Here is an 18984-nt window from a genome sequence, read left to right as displayed (position 1 = left end):
ATTATCTATTTGCTGTGCAGTTATCGCTAACAACTGCACAGAAAAATCAATAAAACGGAACCCCTCCATGAAGCTTAAGTTAAAGGTGATTGCGGCATGTATTTTACTTTCCATGTCCGTTTCAACCTCCGTGGCGATTGCCGCTCCTAATTCGAACGAGACAACCTACTTAGTTAATCGTGGTAACCCACAGTTAAAAGTAAACGGTAAATATATCGATCAGATGATTGCCGAGGTGATGGCGAAAAATAATCTGCCCGGTTTATCCATGGCGATTGTTCAGGCTCCGTATATCCCGCGCTCAGCTGGATATGGACTGGCAACACTCACCAATGATGAATTGGCTTCGACCAAAACTATGTGGGGTATCGGGCCAATCACTCAGGCTTTTACCGCCGTAGCGGTCATGCAGCTGGTAGAGCAAGGAAAATTAAATCTTAATAACCCAGTAAGCAAGTATATACCCGGCTTACCGGAAAGCTGGCATAACATTACGATACTGGAGTTAATGCAACACTCTTCCGGGATCCCCGACTTCAGATCCTTCGGCTATAAACAAGCGCAGAAATATACACCTGCGCAGCTGGTTGATCTTGTCAAAAATAAACCACTCGAATTTAAAAACGGTACTGATATCAACGCCAGTGCGACCGACTTTATTTTGTTAGGGATGGCTATCGAAAACGTCAGCGGAATGCATTATGAAGACTTCGTTATCAAATACCAAATTGAACCATTAGGCCTGCAAAGCACACAGTTCGCGAAGGATATGCCAACGAAAGCCTATCTGGATCGCCCAACACCCGACAAGCAACACAACCAACACGCTAAATTTAAAGCAGAAATCGCCTACATCAACCCGGTTGAACCCGCAACCGGTTATGTCGCCGCGGGTGAAAAACTGGAGCCGGTCAGCGCTATCGCCACCGATAACCTGTACGCGTACGGCGGCTTGTGGTCATCAGCTGAAGACATCAGTAAATGGGACATCGGTCTTGCAGGCAGCACGCTAGTTAAAGATAAACAGCTGCGCGATATTATCTACAGCCCCGCAAAACTGAAAAACGGCAAAGTCGTGCCCGCTATGGCTGGCTGGGAATTTACCCGTCATCCTGGTTTCCTTGAAATCAAAGGAACGACCGCTGGTTTCAGCGCCTATCTGAGCCGCTTTACCGCCGGTGATGAACTGGTTTGCGTGACGATACTGACCAACAAAGAAGGTGTCGACATGACCCAGGTGGCACGTGATATTGCCGAAGCCTACAAAACCGGACTGAATTCTGGTTTAAATTCAGAGAAAATCAAAAATCAAGAGAGTAAATACTCTGTCGATGAGACTATTTCCCGACTGAAGACCATTCTGAATAGTGAAGGTGTTCCGTTATTCACCGAGATTGATCATGAGAAAAATGCCGAGGGCGCTGGCATGAACCTCAGACCAACGAAAGTCCTGGTATTTGGTAATCCTAAAGTCGGTACAAAACTGATGCAGGATAAACAGGGCATATCGCTTGATCTGCCGTTACGTGTTTCCGTCTGGCAGGATAAGATTGGTCGGGTTTGGGTTAGTTATGAAAACCTTGATGACGTGGCAAAAATTTATGGTATCCAGGACCAAAAGACCGTTGATAGTCTTGATAATTTCATGACTAATCTGGTCAGTCGGTCTGTAGATGTTTATATCCAGTAACTGGATTTAGTATTCTCAACGCCCCCACGCTGCGAGGTCAGAACCTGCCCCGCAGCATATAAAGCGCTAATTTATCAGCCCCAGCTCAACAGCGGGCTGAGCGCTTCGCGCCCCACCAGCGCCCGTAACGCGGGCAGGCGACAGCTGTGAGCCAGCAGCGGAGGCAGCGCAAAAATGATGTCGCTGGAGAGCATGACATTCTCCAGTTGCCCCCATAAGTACCAGCCAGTATCAACACCACTTGGCGGAACAAAAAAATGCAAATGTCCGCCCTCTGGCGGTTCATCGGCAATGCCCAGCCACTGGCTAAAGCGCGGGATAGCCGGTGAAACGTGCGTCACCCGCGAGCAGTTACGGACCTGGCTTGCAGGAATGTAAAACTCCTGCGTTCCCATGCGGATGCGCACGGCCGCTAGGTTAACGGGTTGCGTCATCACCACAGGTCTCCTGATAACGGTCAAATACCAGATTCAGATCCAGCAGGGTGAACCAGGTGTCGCCCACCTTGACCACCCCGACCGCAATCGGCTGTAGTGCCGGAGGCAGCGAATCACCGGGTAAATGAATCTGGCTTTCCACCACCTCAAGAACATCAATCAATCTGTCAATCAGGATGCCACTTTGCATCCTCTCACCGCAGCCAATCAGGATAGTCCGTTTTCCCAGGGCGTTAGCCACGGGGTTGTCAATCAGGCCGTCCAGCCTCATGACCGACTCCACGCGCCCGCGATAGTTGATCACGCCTTCAAGCATCGGCGGACAACAGGGTACCCACGAGATAGGACGTTCCGCGAGGATCTCTCTTATCTGCGCGCCGTAGAAAGCAAAGTTTTTATCCGCCAGCTGAAATAACACCAGCGTGCACTGCGGCTCATCGACGCTTTCACACTCGGGTTTCTCACCATGATTCAGCGCCAGGATCTGCTCCAGTTGTGGACTCATGCCCTCTCCTTTTCTTCAGCGATACAGAAGGTGTTGCGGCCTTTTTGCTTGGCGGCATACAGCGCCTGATCGGAACGCTCACGCAGCGTTTCAATACGATCGCCAAACTGCCACTGCGCGATACCAGCGCTGAAGGTACTGTGAAAATAGGTATCATTAACGGAGAACGCGACCTGCTCGTAATCCTTGCGTAAACGTTCCACTACCAGGGCTGCCGTTTCGCTGGTGGTATTCGGCATGATGATGGCGAATTCTTCCCCGCCGTAGCGGCCCACGATGTCGGTGCTGCGTAAACGATGGGAAAACAGCTGCGAGATGCCGACAATCACCTGGTCTCCGACGACGTGGCCGTAGGTATCGTTAATATTTTTAAAATGATCCAGGTCCACCATCACCATGCAGAACGGTTTACCGCTGTAGTTAGATTCGGCGATTGCGCTTTTAAGAAAGTGGGTGGTCGTCGAGTGGTTGTATAACCCACTCAAACTGTCCTGCGACATCCGGGCGCGCAGGGTGCGCATTCTTTCCGCTCGGATCGACACGGCATGGATCAATCCCTGAGGATCGGCCTGTTTGAGGATAAAGTCCTCAGCACCAATACTCATGGCGCCAAACTGCGCCGTCTTATTAGTTTCACTGGAAAGATAGGCAATCGGCAGGCCAATGTGCTGCGGGATCTGGCGGATCAGTTTGGTCAGATCCACGCCGCTAAACTCAGGCATGTGGTAGTCCATTAGTACCAGATCAATCGGCTGGGCGTTCAGCACATGCAGCAAATACTGAGGTTTCTCCAGCACATGCACGTCCATTCCCGCCATCCGCAGCATTTCCGCGTTGTATTCCGCGACCGCTGGCTCATCGTCAATCAACAGGATCTGATAGGGTTTCTTTAGCGACGGCTGGGTTAAGCGGTGAAGTTCCTGCACTAAATCGGTGATAGACGCCGGTTTAACAAAGTAGCCGTCGCAGCCCGATTTTATGGCGTTAATGCGCGCCGTAAAGTCGCTGTGACAGGAGAGAAACAGCACCGGGAAAGCGGTGCCAACTTTCTTTTTCAGATCCGACATGGTCAGCGGGCCGCCGTAGGCGTTGTCCGGAAAGCTGACATCCATGATCACCACGGAAGGCGGTTGCGCCAGTACGGCCTGGGTAAAGTCCTCGGTATTCGCAAAGACATGGCAGGTAAAACCAAAGCAGCGCAGTTGGGTGGCGAGCAGTTCAACCTGATCGAGGTCATCATCGCACAGGTAGATCGGTTTACTGGTACGGCGGACAAACGCCTCCTCTGGACGCTCCTCAGGGTTCGGTAATTTGAAGCCTGTGTCGCTGATACGATGCTCAAGACTGAGCTGTTCTTGCGTCAGGGTATACAGCCAACGGAGGATCCTCCGCAGCTCATCGCAATGTAATGTGCATTGCTCCGGCTCGGTGAGTAATCGCTCACCTTCCGCGGAGGCAGTAGCGAGCGGAGCAAAGCCAAAAGACCCGGCAGACCCGTGAATACTGTGCAGCAAAATATGCAGCTGTTTACGACAAACCTCGCTGGGTTCGGCGACCAGTTGCACCAATAGCCTGTCCGCTTGTGCCAGCATATCGGGAATGCGGCGTAAAAACCCCTGTCTCAGCCGTGAGATTTTTTCCTGAGCGGCAGCCATAGCAAGGTGCTTATTTTCTTGTTTCATCGTGAGGTTTTTGACTTATTCAGTAGCAGGCTGCAGCAGCGCATTGACCGCGGCGCCGAGTTTTTCCGCCAGATTTTCATCTTTTTTCACCCAGCGATCATACGGCACATCGCTGGCCGTCACTTCATTGGCGCTCAGCAAAATAAACGGTTTAGACCAGCCCTGGGCACGCAGCAGCGCCAGCAGATCCAGTCCGCTGATCTCTGGCATATGCAGGTCGCTAATCACCAGATCGAGTGTTTTATCCGAATCCAGGCACGCTAAGGCAGAGATGGCGCTTTCCACAATCACCACCTCGTAGCCGTCCATTTCCAGGAAGACGGATGCCAGTTCAGCGGCAAAAAGATCATCATCAACTAATAAAATTCGCATCGTCTCTCTCGGTGTTGTGCCCTCAGCACAACAGCATTTTTAAGGTTTTTATCAGGCTGTCCTGCTCGAAATCGCCCTTGGCAATATAGGCATCCGCGCCTACCTGAATACCGCGCCGCCGGTCTTCTTCCTTGGCGCGGGAGGTCACGATAATAATCGGCGTGTGCTGGTAGTTTTTCTCGCCACGCAGCGATTTTGTGAAGGTAAAACCATCCATAAACGGCATTTCGACATCCGTCAGGACCGCATCAAACTGGGTCAGTTTCGCTTTCTGCAAGCCTGACAGCCCATCTTCCGCCAGCGTCACCTGATAGCCGTGCGCTTCCAGTACATTTTTTTCTATCTCGCGGGTATTCAGCGAGTCATCAACCACCAGCACATGCCAGGCGTTTTGCGCCACGCTCACCGGTTTTACGGGCGTACTGGTTTGTCGCGATTGCTGCGCCATCGCCATTAACGCCGGAACTTGCAAAATACTGACCAGCTGGTTCTCCGGCGTCTGGACCATTCCGGATACCAGCGATTGCTGTTGCATATGCTTCGGTAGCGGTTTGATCATCATCTTGCGCTCATCGAGCAACTTATCGACCCGCAGCGCCATCTTGCTGTACTGATTCTGCACAATGATTAAGCGCTGCCCCGCCGGAGAACGGCTTCCCTGACGTGCGTGTATACCGAGTAGCAGGCCTGCGCAAACCACCGGAATAAACTCGTTATGCAAAATAATGGCCGGGCGCCCGGCAATATCGCTGATCCCTTCCGGGGTGTACTCCACCACCTCAACCACGTACTGAGCGGGCAACCCAAACAGGTGTCCCTGCTCTTCAAATTGCAGGATACGCATCATTGTCAGTGATACCGGCAGACGCAGCGTGAAACTCGTTCCGACACCTTGCCGACTGTACACCTGCAAATCCCCCTGCAAATCGGTTACCACCGTTTTGCGCACCACATCAAGACCGACGCCGCGACCGGACAATTCAGAAACGATTTTGCTGGTTGAAAAACCGGGATGAAAAATAAGCTCATTGCACTCCTGCTCGGAGAGCTGCCCGGCCATCGACGCGGGAACCAGTCCTCTACTGACCGCCTTCGCGCTGATGGCCGGATAGTTCAGCCCACGGCCATCATCTTCCACCCGCAGTAATATTCCGCTGCCATCCTGCTGGGTAGTGATGGTGATCGTACCGCGCGTGGATTTACCGAGCGCCAACCGCTCATCAATGTCACCAATGCCGTGATCGACCGCGTTGCGCAGTAGATGCGTCAGCGACTCCGATAGCCGGTCAATAAGCTGGCGGTCAATCTCCACTTCCCCGCCCACAAAGCGGCAGACCACCTGCTTATTCAGCGTGGAGGCCAGCTCACTCACCTGCAATGAAATCGGCTCAAAGAGCGTGGAAAGCGGGAGCATGCGGATCCGCGCCGCCACGTCATACAGTTCAAACATCTGCAAATGCTGAACCTGGACGCTCTCTTTTAACTGGGCGCTGAAATCGCGGATCTGCTGACGAAGCTGCTCTGCGCTTAGCCCTAACAGCCGCGGCACAATGTGACTCAGGTTCTGTATCTGCTGTTCCAGGCGGTCATGACCGGCGACCACTTCCCCCAGAATGTCGATAAGATCATCCAGCTTGTTGAGCTTGACGCGCACGAAGTCAGCCTGCTTAATGCCACCGTCCACGGTAATCGATGCCGCCGACGGCGCGGGTTTGTCCGCGTGAATAACCGCCTCCACCGCCAACGTAGCGGCTTCACCACGGCTCGCACAGGCAAGACGTTCACACAGCCCCGCATCCGCAGGCGGCAGCTGGTTATCCCCTGCGCTAACAAAAAGCTGGGTCAATTGGTTTGAGAGATACTCCACCGCTTCATGAATCAGGTTGCCCAGCGCCCGGTCCGGCGTCAGTTTTTTTTCCCGCAGTTCGCTCAGGACGTCCTCCAGGTGATGCGTGACATCGGCGATACTTTGCAGTTTCAGCATCCGTGCGCCCCCTTTCAGGGTATGCGCGGCACGAAACATCTCACCTATCCCGGCATCGGTATGTTCCCCAGCGGAGAGCAGAAAGGCCCCCTCGCTGAGCGTCTGCAAATGACCTCTCCCTTCATCAATAAAACGCAGAACGAATTTTTTCAGATCGATAGCCATAATCGTTCTTATTACCCGCTTTGATGGGCGAATTGCGCCAGTTGATGTTCACACAGAAAGCGAAACGTCGTGCCGGGAAAGACCATCGGCAAACGTAGACGACACACCGTTGAAGGATTGTTGATTTCATCGTTAAGTAATTGCATCACCACGCGATAAGTCCGCTGCGCGGGCTGGTGAAGTTCACTTTGGCGATACATTTCGGCCAGATAATAATGCGCGGGCCAGTAACCCGGTTCCTGATAGACCACCTGTTTGAACCAGGCAATCGCCTGCTGCGTCTGGTGCTGCCACATCATCGCCAGACCGAGCAACATTTTTGCCTCTGCCGACCATTCATCCTGGGCGAGGATCTTTTGCGCATTGCCGGTGGTCTGCGAGAACTCTCTCTGCTCAAGCGCAATCACGCCCTGAATCAGCAGCGCATCCTGATGGCCTGGATCGCTGCGTAATACGCAGGCGATACACTTTTCAGCATCGGAAAAACGTTTTTCATCGAGGCAGGCACGCGCCTTTTTCAGCCAGTCGTCAGACTTAAGCGTCGCGGGTGCGGCAGGCTCGACGGCAACAACGGAGGCGGTGACGGTCGCGCGCGGCGTAGCCCGTGGTGTTGGCACCACCCGAGGAGATTCAGCGTGGTGGCAAAAATAGAAAATGCTCTCTTCCTGCTCAAGCTTCAGGATATCGAAATTGTTCGCCAGCGTTTCTGCGTTGCCGAAGAACAGAGCGCCGTGCGGCTGCAGCATCTTTTGCAAATTTGCGTGCAGCTCGCGGCGGGTCGGCGTGTCGAAATAGATAGACACGTTGCGCAGCAAAATAATGTCCACTTCCGGCAGCAGTTGCTCTTTGATGATGTTGGTGCGGTGGAATGACACTTTTTCACGGATGGCGTCATGCAGCCGAAACTGGTTTCCCGTACGGGTAAAATAGCGCTGCTGAATTAACGGATCGACGCCACGAAACGAGTAGCTGGAATAGCTGGCATTTCTGGCTTTCGCGAGAATTGCCGGGTCAATATCACAGCCGTAGAGTTCAACCCGTTCCGCCATCCCATCCTGGTACTTTTCATGCAGTTTGATGGCCAGCGAGTAGGCTTCTTCCCCTGATGAACACCCTGCGCTAAGAATACGCACCGGACCGCTACGCTGCTGCATGATGCGCGGCACCCATTTTTCGCAGATTAAATCCAGCGTGTCGCTTTCACGGAAAAAATACGTTTCGTTAATCGTAATCAGGGTAATAAAGCGATCAAACTCGTCCTGCGACAACCGCAGTTTTTCATAGTATTCATAGTAATCAGTGATATTACGCTCAGCCATGCGCTGACTCAGCGCCGATTTCAGCAGCGCTTCCATCGCATTATCAAAGTGCAAACCCACCCGTTCTTTGATCAAGCGGGCATATTCTGGAAGGTTGGGTATCATGGCAATGTACTCTCGAAATGCCCGTGACCTGCCATCGAAAGCAGCACCTTCGCGAGGCCATTCAGCGGGATCGTGCGGTGTATGAGCTGCTTATCAATCGCGTTCTTGTTCATACCAAAGACCACCGAACTTTCTTCATCTTGCGCTAGCGTTCGCCCACCACGCTGGACGATAAGCTCGATGCCGCGACATCCATCGCTGCCCATTCCGGTCATGATCAGCCCGACCGCTTTTTCGCGGAACACCTCAGCGACCGACTCCAATAACAGATTGCAGCTGGGGTGATACACGTCGCTTTCTTGTCGTGGAACCGTCGCCAGCCGTTGGTTACTTTTGACGATCAGGTGCTGTTCCGGTGGCAGGATATAGACATTTCCGGCCTCCACCGGGTCATTATCCTGCGCCAGCCGTACCTTCAGATCGGTTACGCTGTCCAGCCAGTGCACCATGTTCTTGGCGAAACCATCGGCAATGTGCTGGGCAATCAGTACCGGACACGGGAACGTACCGGGTAAATCCTGCAACAGTTTGCTCAGTGCCTGCGGCCCACCGGTCGAACAGGCAATCGCCAGCACATAGGGCCAGTCGGCCGTGGTCTCAACCGTTTCCATTGCCAATCGCGTGCCCGACACACTCGGTTCTGCAGGGTAGCGTAACCCCTTGATATGACGGATGACCTTCACGCCCACCAGCAGTTCCACCTGTCGATGCAGTGTACGGATGGCGAGTGGGGAGTCGTAGTTATAGTGCAACACCGCCAGCGCCCCGCGAGAGATGTAATCCTCATCGCCTGCATTTTCACCACCAAAATGCATGACCAGGATAGGGATTGCGCTGGTCGCCATGATGGTTTCGACGATCTCGACGTTATCGGCGGTCGACGTTTCCAGCGTCAGGATCAGCAGATCAGGCCCTAACTGTTGCAACAACCGCATTGCCTGGCGGCGATGGGCCGCCTGCCCAACCACCGAAATATGTGGATGATCTTCCAGTTGCTTGACCAGTTGGTTGCGCGACACGCTGCCCAAATCCAGGATCAGTACCCGAATACCGCGGCTACTCATGCATCCATATCCATCAGGGTGAATGATGCAGAGGCCTCTTTCAGCGCCTTCGACAGCTGTGTCATATCCTGACTCACAATCAGAATGTCTTTGATCGACTGCGACGTGTAGTTACTGGCGACAACAATTTCACGCAGCGCCATGACCACCTGATTGCTGGCGGTTTTCTGCTGCTGGGTAGACAGCGAGATCTGCAGCGCCGCCGTAGAGGTTTGCTCTGCGGTAACGACGATATCATTCAGGTGCTCAGCGCTCAGCTGACACGCCCTCGTCCCCGATTTTATGCTCTCGCCACCTTTTTCCGCGTTCAGCACCAGGCGATTAATCGCGTTCTGGATTTCACTAATTTTATTCTCGATTTCAACCGTCGATTCGGTGACTGAATCCGCCAGACGACGGATTTCAGCCGCCACCACGGAGAAACGTTTCCCGGCTTCTCCGGCGCTGGCCGCTTCCAGCGCGGCGTTAAAGGCGATCAGTTTGGTTTGATCCGCCACACTGTTAATGATCACCATCACGCGGCTGATTTCCGTCGACTTGTTGCCGAGCATCATGATTTCACGCATGTTTTGTTGGTTATCGTTGTCGATATCCGTCATACGCATCAGCAGCTGCGACATCGAATCCGATCCTTTATTGCAATCCTCAAGCGTCTGGTTGGCAATATCGACCACCGCCCGCGAATGCTCGGCTATCTGGGTGGAAGAGGCCGACAGCTCTTCCATGGTGGAGGTAATTTCAGCCACTGAAGATGAGGTTTCCACGCTGGTTGAGGCCTGGCCGTCTACCGCCTCGGTGATGTGCAATGATGCCTGGTGCACTGAGTTCGCATGAGACACCATATCCCCCACCAGCGAGTGCAGGCGCTGGCGCATCATTTCTACCGCGCCGAGCAGTTCGCCAATTTCATCAGGATGATCGACCTGCACATCCACCGTTAAGTCACCTTCCGCGATGGTCTGCGCAATTCTCAGCACACGGTTTAGACGGCGTGAAATCAGGAAGCGGCTGGCAATCGCAATCAGCAATAAAATGATGGGCAACAGCAACGCGGTGAACAGCAACAGGCCATTGCGCACAAGATTGCTGCTCTTGGCGACATCATCCACATAGCTGGTGGTGGCGATGATCCAGTTGATCCCTTCAATGTACTCATAGACGGCAACTTTGGTCTTAGGTGCGACACCATAACCACTCACCCAGTTGTAGTAGGTGATGCCATTTTTATGTTCGAGGATATCGGCAAACAGCTTATAACCGTTGGCGTCAGTAATATTCACCGCCTGCTGGTTAGCCAGCGAAGGGTGCGCCAACATACGCCCGGGGTCGAACCCGGCATCCAGCACGTAGGCGTAGCCATTTTTACCAATATGCACATCCAATAACTGCCTGATGATCGGTTGCAGGGTCTGTTTGACATCAAACCCGACCGCCACGGCACCAATCACCTGACCATATTTATCGGCAATCGGCTCATAGTGGCTAATAAACTGCTTACCAAACAGCGTGACCACACCTGAAAACGGTTTATTTTTCAGTAGTAATGGCAATGCCGGATTATCACGCCCCAATACCGTTGCCGTCGCCGTGTTACCGGAACTGGCCAGCAACGTGCTGCTGACGCGAACAAACTGCTCGCCCTGCAGAATAAAGGTACTGGCAAAGACGCTGGTTAATTCGGTGAAATGGTCGTTTGTATTGGGGTTACTCAAAACGGCTTTTAGTTCAGACGCGTCCATAGAGCGCAGTGGCTTATTGGCTACATTCTGATAATTATTAATGTAAACATTGCTGTAATGTTCCGCATCCCGGGTAACCCGTTGAAACTCATTAGAGATATTGTTGTGGAAAATACGGGTGTTGGTTTTGATCATTTCCAGCGCATTAACCTGCAGCTCGCTGGACAGATAATTCGATAACATAAAAGAGGCGCCAATCAGCAGCGTGGCAATGCACACCACCAGAATCATGCCGAGTTTCATCGCGACACCCAGGTGAATACTGTGCAGCCAGGCGAGCACTCGTGCAGTGGGTCCGTCTGAAGATATGGCCGCCGGGCGTTCTTTTACTTTAATCATGTCACTCATATTTTTTATTCTCTGTCTGAGAAGGCGCTGTTCTTTTTTTGAGTCAGAATTGTGCTGGCGCCACGCTATTTCAGCGTGAGCAGCGGTGTCGGCTTACCAATGTGATATCCCTGCAACCACCCCACGTTCATTTGCTCCAGGCATGCCTGAATACTGGCGTTTTCCACAAATTCGGCGACGACTTGCATGTTTTTCATTTCGGCAACGCGGCAGAATGATTCAACGATGTAGTAGCTGATTTCACTTTCCGTGATCCGCCGAATAAACGAGCCATCAATTTTCAAAATGTCCGCCTCGATATTCATCAAACGCGCATGGCTGGCGAACCCGGTACCAAAATCATCAATCGCCACTCGGCAGCCTAATTGGCGAATTAAACGCAGCGTTTCTACGGTTTGTTGTTTATCGGACAGCGTATCCGCTTCGGTAATCTCAAAAATAATGCGCTGCGGCGCGACGGCGTATTCCTGTAAGAGCTGGGTGATCTTCGAGACAATATTTGAACGACACACCGTCACCGGTGCCAGGTTAATAGAAAAGCAACGCTGTGGATGGTGACACATGGCTTTGAGCGTATTTTCGATGACCCATAAATCGATTTCCGGTGCCAGCCCCGCATCATGCGCCACCGGCAGGAAACTGTTTGGCGAAATAAATTCACCCTTATCGTTTAACATGCGAATCAATATTTCATGATAGTGTTCTTCGCCCTGGGTGCTGACAATAGGCTGGGCCATCAGCACAAACGCATTGTTATCCAACGCATTTTGCAACGCCGTGCGAATATCGGTTTTATCCACAATATGGTTGCCAAGCATGCGGCTATGTTGCGTTTCCAGGTTTTCGGGTCTGCCGTTGGTCAGAGACAACCCCGCGACCATGCCCAGTTTCCCCACCAACTGATAGATGTCATCGCTCACATCGTGAATCAGGCAATAGCCCAAACCACTGCGAAACCCCAGCCGCTGATTATTATGAAAAAGGCGAAAACCGTTAGCGGCCTGGTATAAATCACACAACCGCTCCCAGGTACAGTTTTCCAGCCTGATCAGCAGATCATAACCGGCGTGATAATAGACCTTCTCACTTTCGACCAAGTGCTTTTGCAAATGCTCAGCCAAAATTTTCTGATAACGGGTACGAAAATGAAAACCGTAGCGGCGGGAAAAAAGCTCCAGTTCGGGGAGTTGAATCAGGCACACCGTCGCATGTTCGGTCGTAAACAGCTCCGTCTTCAGCGCACGCAAGTTTGCCATGCCCGTCATCGGGTCGGTCAGACCTAATACCAGAGCCTGGCTAAATCGTTGACGGGTAAATTTTGCCAGCGCGCCCATAATCACAATGGTGAGTGAAAAGATAAAAATAAGCGTTGAAACCATAGCCTGGTGCAGCATGAAACTCTCATCGCTGGCGATATAATTATCGTTATGCTTGCCCAGAATAATTAATACCACCGTCCACACTAGCATCGTAAATGAGTGGCCAATCTTAATAGCTCCCCACAGCATCAACGGGAAAAGCAGGATCAGGCTGTAGAATGAGAAGAAAATATTCGAGTTATAGGGCGACGTTAAACATAGCATCAGACCAATAAGCACGGTGCACCACGCCATGACGCCGTATACCGTGACATTGCCTTTGCATTGTTCGCCGATCGACTTAATAAAGGTAAACAACCAGGACGGTCGGCGCAGGATGCGAAATGCTTTGTAGAAAAAGGGGATCCCCGTCAGGCAACCGTTAGCAAGTCCCTGGACACGCACCAGCATTTCCAGACTCATAATATGCAGGTTCGCCACATCCGATCGCTGACTGTGGGGAACCACAAAGGCGAAAATTTTGCTGAAAAGCAGATACAGCAAAATGTTGTAGCCGCAGAGCCAAATCATACGATTCAGGCTGATGGTGATCCGGCTAAAGCTGGCGCTACTGCGTCTGCCCGTCACTTTACGATAAATGGCATAGCTCAGCGTCGATGCCGCCGTCAGGCACAACGCGTCCACGTGTTCGCCTACAGGACCAACCCAAAACATCACCGCCAGAAACAGCATTATCCCCGGCAGAACCCGATAACCAAAGAGAACCAATGCGGCGGAAAATACGGCTAATTTGAGATCGTAAACGGTTAATAGAGTATTATTAAGAATGCAGTAACCGTTAAGATAGTGTGCCAGTGGATAAAAAAGGCCAGGAATAGCAAGCGGCAGACACCATTCACGAGTGATTTTTGCAGTGTTTGTATTTATTATTGCGTCCAAATCAATTTATCCGCTATACACTATACCAATAGGACTTTAATCCAGATTCTAATGTCGCAAACAAATCCATTTGGGCCAGTCATTAACCATTGTAAAATTGATGACATTAACCGCACACTGAGAAAATAAAAAAGGTTCTACATTGAAGCGTGCATCTTATTCATATCGCATCAGAAAATAAACCATCATTTATAGATAAAAATGGACATATCATGATATTTTTATTTTTATCTCACCAGTTAATAAGCCACCTAATCAATTGATTAATAGTGTAAAAATACAGCGACGCCAGCGTATCCACCGCACATCTTTAACGTGTGTACAAAAAACATTCCTTACAGGTATTAATGTCAACATTAATACGACACATCACCACTGAATGAAATTGTGTTTTAATGTACATTTTTACCTGTTGACGAAATGTACAGCGATCCTTATATTTATACACCGTTATTTTATCGTTAGCTATTCAGCTCCAGTGTTAATTAAATGTTGTACCTGAGAGTTTCACACCTTTCATCTACTTACTTGTAACAAAAATACCCATACTGTTATTTCATTAAGTCATAAAAGAAATTTAATTCAGCATATATGTGTATTTTCAGGAATTAAAAAGAATCCGTGGCCACGTCTCTGTTTTCCCTAAAGGCAATAAAAGGATGGCAACATTCGATCACCGGCAAAATAACACAGTTTTTGCTGGCGGGGATCATTATTGCGTTTGGTGCTGGTGCCTTTACCAGTTGGAGCCTGATCGACAACTTTTCTTATCAGCAGTGGGTACAGAGAGCAGAAGCCAACGCCCAGATCATGACCTACATCATCCGCAGCGTGTATACCACCGTTTCGGTTGAAACCCGCGACACGGGGCAAATATCCCGTATTGTCTCGGACAGACAGCTTGGCGATACCGACTCCATTATTCAGACCGGCTATAACCCGGTAGACGTTCTGGCACTGGCCTCAGCGCAAACGCACAATCCCACCTGGATGTTCCTGTATACGCCCGATAAAGGTTTCGTGGGCATCAACAATAAGTCTGAAGAGGGCGACGGGGTAATCTCCTTCGCCGGGCGTTTGCCACGCGATGTGCTGGTCAACGACTATATCGGATTTGCCCAGATCAACGGCGAAGCGTGCTTCATCAGCGCCGTCCCTGTTCTGACGCCCTCAGGTGAAATCCTCGGCAGCCTGATAAGCAGCATTGGTAAGAAGAGTGATCTGTACGCTGCCTATGATGCGATGTTGAAAAAGAGCAGTATCATTTTCGTCCTCATTTTACTGGCAACGCTGACGCTGGTGACGCTGTTCATGCGCCGTCTGTTCCGCCCGGTTCCGTTGCTGATTAACTCCATTACCCGCATTGCCCACGAAGAAACCGACTCTGTCACCCCCTATCTTGACCAGGATGATGAGATTGGACATCTCGCCAGCGCCATTGAAAAATTGCGCGTCGCGATGAAAGAACGCGGCTATCTACAGCGCATGCATGAAATGTCGCAAAAGATGGAGCATATGGCCCATCATGATTCGCTGACAGGCTTACCCAATCGCGTCTCTTTCGGACTGGCGCTGGATAAACGCGTCAGTGAAGTCCAGCAGGCAGAGAAACCGTTCAACCTGCTGTTGATTGACCTCGACAACTTCAAGCCGGTAAACGACACCTTCGGCCATAAAGCCGGCGATGAAGTGTTAATCAACGTGGCGCAGCGCCTGCAATTATTGCTGGGGCCAAACGATATGGCGGCACGTCTGGGCGGGGATGAGTTTGCGATTCTGCAACAGGTCAGCGACAACGCCGTTAAAGAGGCGAACCGGCTGGCGAAACGTATTCTGCGCGCGCTGAGCACACCGTTTAGCTGGAGCACCCACACGTTCTCTATCAGTTGCAGCATTGGCATTACCAGCGCCCCTTATCAGGGCAATAATACCTCAACATTGATGATCAATGCCGATCTGGCCATGTATGCCTCCAAGCACCATGGCCGCGGTTGCTTCCATTTCTTCGAAGACGGCATGGTGATGAAACAGAGCCACAGCCTGTTCATTAATCAGGAAATTATTGATGGTATTGATAACGAGCAGTTCGAACTTTACTACCAGCCCATCGTTAATCTGCAGGATGAAACGGTTCACGGCTACGAATCGCTGATCCGCTGGAATCACCCGACGAAAGGGCTGATTTACCCGGATTACTTTATCAATATTGCTGAAAGCTCGGGCCTGATTGTGCGTTTAGGTGAATGGGTCATTCGCCAATCTTGCGCCGTCGCCGCAAAATGGCCGGAACACATCCGCATTGCCGTCAATGTGTCAGCCAACCAGCTACACAGCCCAGGGCTGGTCGACGTCATCAAAGAAGCGTTACGCACCAGCCAACTGTCAGCCAATCGACTCGAAATTGAAATCACCGAATCCGAGAAACTGGATCAGTCTATTGCCCTCCCGGTACTGAAAGAGATCCGCGCGATGGGGATCGACATCGCAATGGACGATCTGGGAACAGGCTACGCCGCGCTGGACTATTTGCTGGTCTATCCCTTCACGCGCATCAAGATTGCCCGCACGCTTATCGATAAATTAGAGCAGGATAATGCCAGCCAGTACTTGATTGTGATGCTTATCCAGTTCGCGCAAAAGTACAATATCTCCGTCACCGCGGAAGGGGTGGAAACACCGCTCCAGCGCAACATTTTGCGCAAAATTAAGTGCCAACATGTGCAGGGATATTTCTTCAGCTATCCGCTGCGCGAGCGTGACGTGTTGTCTGCTTTTGCCGATGAAGCCCTTGCAGAAGAGGTTATGCATGACTAATCGCCTGCGTTTGGCAACGCGTATTGTGCTTGCCGCTGCGCTGTTAATCCCCTTCTCTGCACGCTGCGCGACGGATGTTTTGCCCGAGCAGAGCACGCTGGAGAAGATTGCCAGTATGAAAACTATCACCCTCGGTTACCAGGATGATGCCTTTCCTTTCTCGTACCAGGAAGGTACGTCACCTGCTGGCTATTCCATTGATATCTGTAAAAATATCGTCGCTGCGCTGAAAACCAAACTACAGCTTAAAACATTGAAAACGCAATGGGTGCGCGCAAACTCGGCATCTCAGTTTGTGCTCATTAAAAAACACATGGCCGATATCATGTGCATTCCGGCTTTTTATTCGAAGGGTCGCCACAGCATTAGCGAATTCTCATTGCCATTTTACTTTTCCAGCACTCGCTATGTGATGCGTAGGAATGATTATAATGGCAATCTACAAGCACTTTCCGGGCACAGCGTGCTGGTAAAAAGCGGCACAGTTTACGTTGAGCAACTACAGAAAATTAATACCGCCAACGCGCTTAACATTAATATTGAGCTGGATACTAACAACAACGTCGCCTTCAATGGCGTTCAGAGCGGCGCCTATCCGGCGCTGATTTCCAGCACCGTATTATTAAAAGGGATGATTGCGCAGGCCGCCAACCCGGATGAATATATGCTATCCCGTATTGCGCTCAGTGCGCCACTTCCGGCGGGACTGCTGCTCCCTTTACACGATAAAGAATTTAAAGCTTTTGTGGATGACACGTTATCTTCTCTGATGACCAGCGGTGAGTTTACGACCTTGTACAATAAATGGTTTCAGTCTCCAATACCGCCGAAAGCCATCAATTTAAATATTCCCATGTCAGATAATCTGAAAGCATTAACGTCAGCAAAAAAGAAGATCGGTTTTGATTATGAAAAATATAATTAAGCATGAGATGGCCCGGATAAAACGTGTGGCGCAGGGGCTGATTTTACTGGCTGGCCTCACCGTGTCCCCTGTGTTGATGGCGCAGCAGAATGCCGCCACGCTGGAACACATACAAATCAGCAGCGTACTGAACGTGGGTTATCGCCAGCTGCCGCCGTTTTCCTTTACCGACCAAAACGGCAAGGTAACGGGGTATACCATTGCGGTGTGTAACCTGATTGCGGACAAACTGCGGCAGTATCTCAAGCTCAATAACTTAACCATTCATTATATTCCGGTGAATTTTGCGGAACGCTTTTCTGCATTAAAAACACGTAAAATAGACATGGACTGTGGCGTAAATACTAACGCGCCAGAGCGGACCTCCAGCGTTTCATTTTCCGTTAACTACTACATCGCGAAAATGCGCATCATCTCTTTACGTAAAAACAATATTCATTCCCTGGCTGACTTAAAAGGACGAACGGTTAGCCTGACAGGCAGTTCAAAAGATTTGCTGGAATTCAACAAGGCGAACCGGGAACAGCATCTTAATATTTCAACAATAACCACTACCACGATAAACGGGGCGTTTAATAAAATGGCGCAGAATGAATCTGCAGCGCTGTTTATCGATGATATCCTGGCCTGGCCGCTGATTAATCAGAGTGAACTGCCTGACACATTCAGCGTGTCAGCCGAAACCATCGGCGCGGATATGCACTATGCCATTATGATGCGCAAAAACGATCCGCAGTTTGTGGCGTTCATCGACAGTTCACTGAAAACCATTTTCGCTTCCCCTATTAATGTACAGCTGCGCAAAAAATGGCTGGCGCCTTATGCCTGTAAACATACGGGAAATCAGCCACCTACACAGTGTCAGCATCACCCTTGAAAAAAATAAGCGTCTGTTCACTCACTCGCTTACTTCGCCTCTGGCAGATCCCAGGGGCGCTGTTGTTGCTATTGATGGTCAATTCGCTGCGCGCGGCGTGGGATTTTGCCACCATCATGCAGAAGTCCGATGTCCTCTATGGCCCCGCCAGCGCAGCGGCACAACAGCGCATCAATGCCTGGCAACAGCTCTTAATTCAACTGCGCCATGCCGATGAGCAAACACAGCTGCGCGCAGTAAATCTGTTTTTTAATACCCAGCTCCGTTACGCCGAGGATAGCGACGTCTGGCACAACGTCGACTACTGGGCGACGCCTGTGGAATCCCTGCGCCAGGGTAAAGCGGACTGCGAAGACTACGCCATCGCGAAATATTTCACGCTGCGGCAGTTGGGTGTTTCCGAAGAGAAGCTGCGTATCACTTACGTTAAAGCCCTACGTTTAAACCGCGCACATATGGTACTGACCTGGTATGCCACGCCTGACGCCATCCCTCTGGTTCTCGATAGTCTGACAAACACCCTTTCACCGGCCAGCCAGCGTCAGGATTTATTACCGGTGTACTCATTTAACGATAGCGGCCTGTGGCTGCCGGGCAACCAGAACACAAAACGTATTGGGGACAGCAAGAGACTTTCTCGCTGGCAGCAAGTATTCACCAAAATGCGGGAAGAAGGCTTCCCGATAGATAAATAGGGAAC

The 18984-nt window shown here is 51.0% G+C and carries 14 protein-coding genes; 5 read left to right on the top strand and 9 right to left on the bottom strand.

The features are described from left to right. Nucleotides 1–67: 67 nt before the first annotated feature. A complete protein-coding gene (locus tag IB214_RS04800) occupies nt 68–1690 on the top strand; it encodes a serine hydrolase (RefSeq protein ID WP_117343174.1) in 1623 nt (540 codons plus the stop codon). A gap of 74 nt (nt 1691–1764) precedes the next feature. Here IB214_RS04800 and IB214_RS04795 read toward each other — a convergent pair whose 3' ends face one another. The 9 genes from IB214_RS04795 to IB214_RS04755 form a co-directional block, all read right to left on the bottom strand. After that, entirely contained in the window at nt 1765–2124 is a 360-nt protein-coding gene (locus IB214_RS04795; protein WP_096755950.1) for a hypothetical protein, read from the bottom strand. Beyond that, on the bottom strand, nt 2108–2632 hold the full coding sequence (locus IB214_RS04790) for a chemotaxis protein CheW (protein WP_096755949.1): 525 nt from the start codon (nt 2630–2632) through the stop codon (nt 2108–2110). The genes IB214_RS04795 and IB214_RS04790 overlap by 17 nt, the downstream gene beginning before the upstream one ends. Further along, on the bottom strand, nt 2629–4314 hold the full coding sequence (locus IB214_RS04785) for a diguanylate cyclase (protein WP_115257615.1): 1686 nt from the start codon (nt 4312–4314) through the stop codon (nt 2629–2631). Before IB214_RS04785 ends, IB214_RS04790 begins: the two co-directional genes overlap by 4 nt. A gap of 15 nt (nt 4315–4329) precedes the next feature. Further along, nucleotides 4330–4686, bottom strand: a complete 357-nt coding sequence (locus IB214_RS04780) for a response regulator (RefSeq protein ID WP_117343173.1) — start codon at nt 4684–4686, stop codon at nt 4330–4332. 22 nt (nt 4687–4708) lie between these two features. After that, a complete protein-coding gene (locus IB214_RS04775) occupies nt 4709–6835 on the bottom strand; it encodes a response regulator (protein ID WP_117343172.1) in 2127 nt (708 codons plus the stop codon). Between the two features lie 11 nt (nt 6836–6846). Then, nucleotides 6847–8259 carry a protein-glutamate O-methyltransferase CheR gene (locus IB214_RS04770; protein ID WP_117343171.1) on the bottom strand — a complete coding sequence of 471 codons (1413 nt, stop codon included), beginning with the start codon at nt 8257–8259 and terminating at the stop codon, nt 6847–6849. Beyond that, nucleotides 8256–9323 carry a chemotaxis protein CheB gene (locus IB214_RS04765; protein ID WP_117343170.1) on the bottom strand — a complete coding sequence of 356 codons (1068 nt, stop codon included), beginning with the start codon at nt 9321–9323 and terminating at the stop codon, nt 8256–8258. Before IB214_RS04765 ends, IB214_RS04770 begins: the two co-directional genes overlap by 4 nt. After that, a complete protein-coding gene (locus IB214_RS04760) occupies nt 9320–11410 on the bottom strand; it encodes a Cache 3/Cache 2 fusion domain-containing protein (RefSeq protein ID WP_117343169.1) in 2091 nt (696 codons plus the stop codon). The genes IB214_RS04765 and IB214_RS04760 overlap by 4 nt, the downstream gene beginning before the upstream one ends. Before the next feature lie 65 nt (nt 11411–11475). Beyond that, nucleotides 11476–13668 carry an EAL domain-containing protein gene (locus IB214_RS04755; RefSeq protein WP_117343168.1) on the bottom strand — a complete coding sequence of 731 codons (2193 nt, stop codon included), beginning with the start codon at nt 13666–13668 and terminating at the stop codon, nt 11476–11478. A gap of 621 nt (nt 13669–14289) precedes the next feature. Here IB214_RS04755 and IB214_RS04750 point away from each other — a divergent pair. The 4 genes from IB214_RS04750 (at nt 14290) to lapG (ending at nt 18979) form a co-directional block, all read left to right on the top strand. Beyond that, entirely contained in the window at nt 14290–16482 is a 2193-nt protein-coding gene (locus tag IB214_RS04750) for an EAL domain-containing protein (protein ID WP_117343167.1), read from the top strand. Further along, nucleotides 16475–17407 (top strand): transporter substrate-binding domain-containing protein, encoded by a 933-nt coding sequence (locus tag IB214_RS04745; RefSeq protein ID WP_117343166.1) that lies wholly within the window; start codon nt 16475–16477, stop codon nt 17405–17407. The genes IB214_RS04750 and IB214_RS04745 overlap by 8 nt, the downstream gene beginning before the upstream one ends. Continuing rightward, on the top strand, nt 17391–18284 hold the full coding sequence (locus IB214_RS04740) for a transporter substrate-binding domain-containing protein (RefSeq protein WP_117343165.1): 894 nt from the start codon (nt 17391–17393) through the stop codon (nt 18282–18284). Before IB214_RS04745 ends, IB214_RS04740 begins: the two co-directional genes overlap by 17 nt. A gap of 74 nt (nt 18285–18358) precedes the next feature. After that, nucleotides 18359–18979: a cysteine protease LapG gene (lapG, locus tag IB214_RS04735; protein WP_117343164.1), complete on the top strand. Its 621-nt coding sequence runs from the start codon at nt 18359–18361 to the stop codon at nt 18977–18979. Nucleotides 18980–18984: the final 5 nt, after the last annotated feature.

Source organism: Citrobacter sp. C1 (assembly GCF_014596895.2).
Taxonomy (GTDB): domain Bacteria; phylum Pseudomonadota; class Gammaproteobacteria; order Enterobacterales; family Enterobacteriaceae; genus Citrobacter; species Citrobacter gillenii.
Note: the sequence above shows the minus strand (reverse complement) of the source record. Positions and strands in the feature narration are given on the sequence as shown.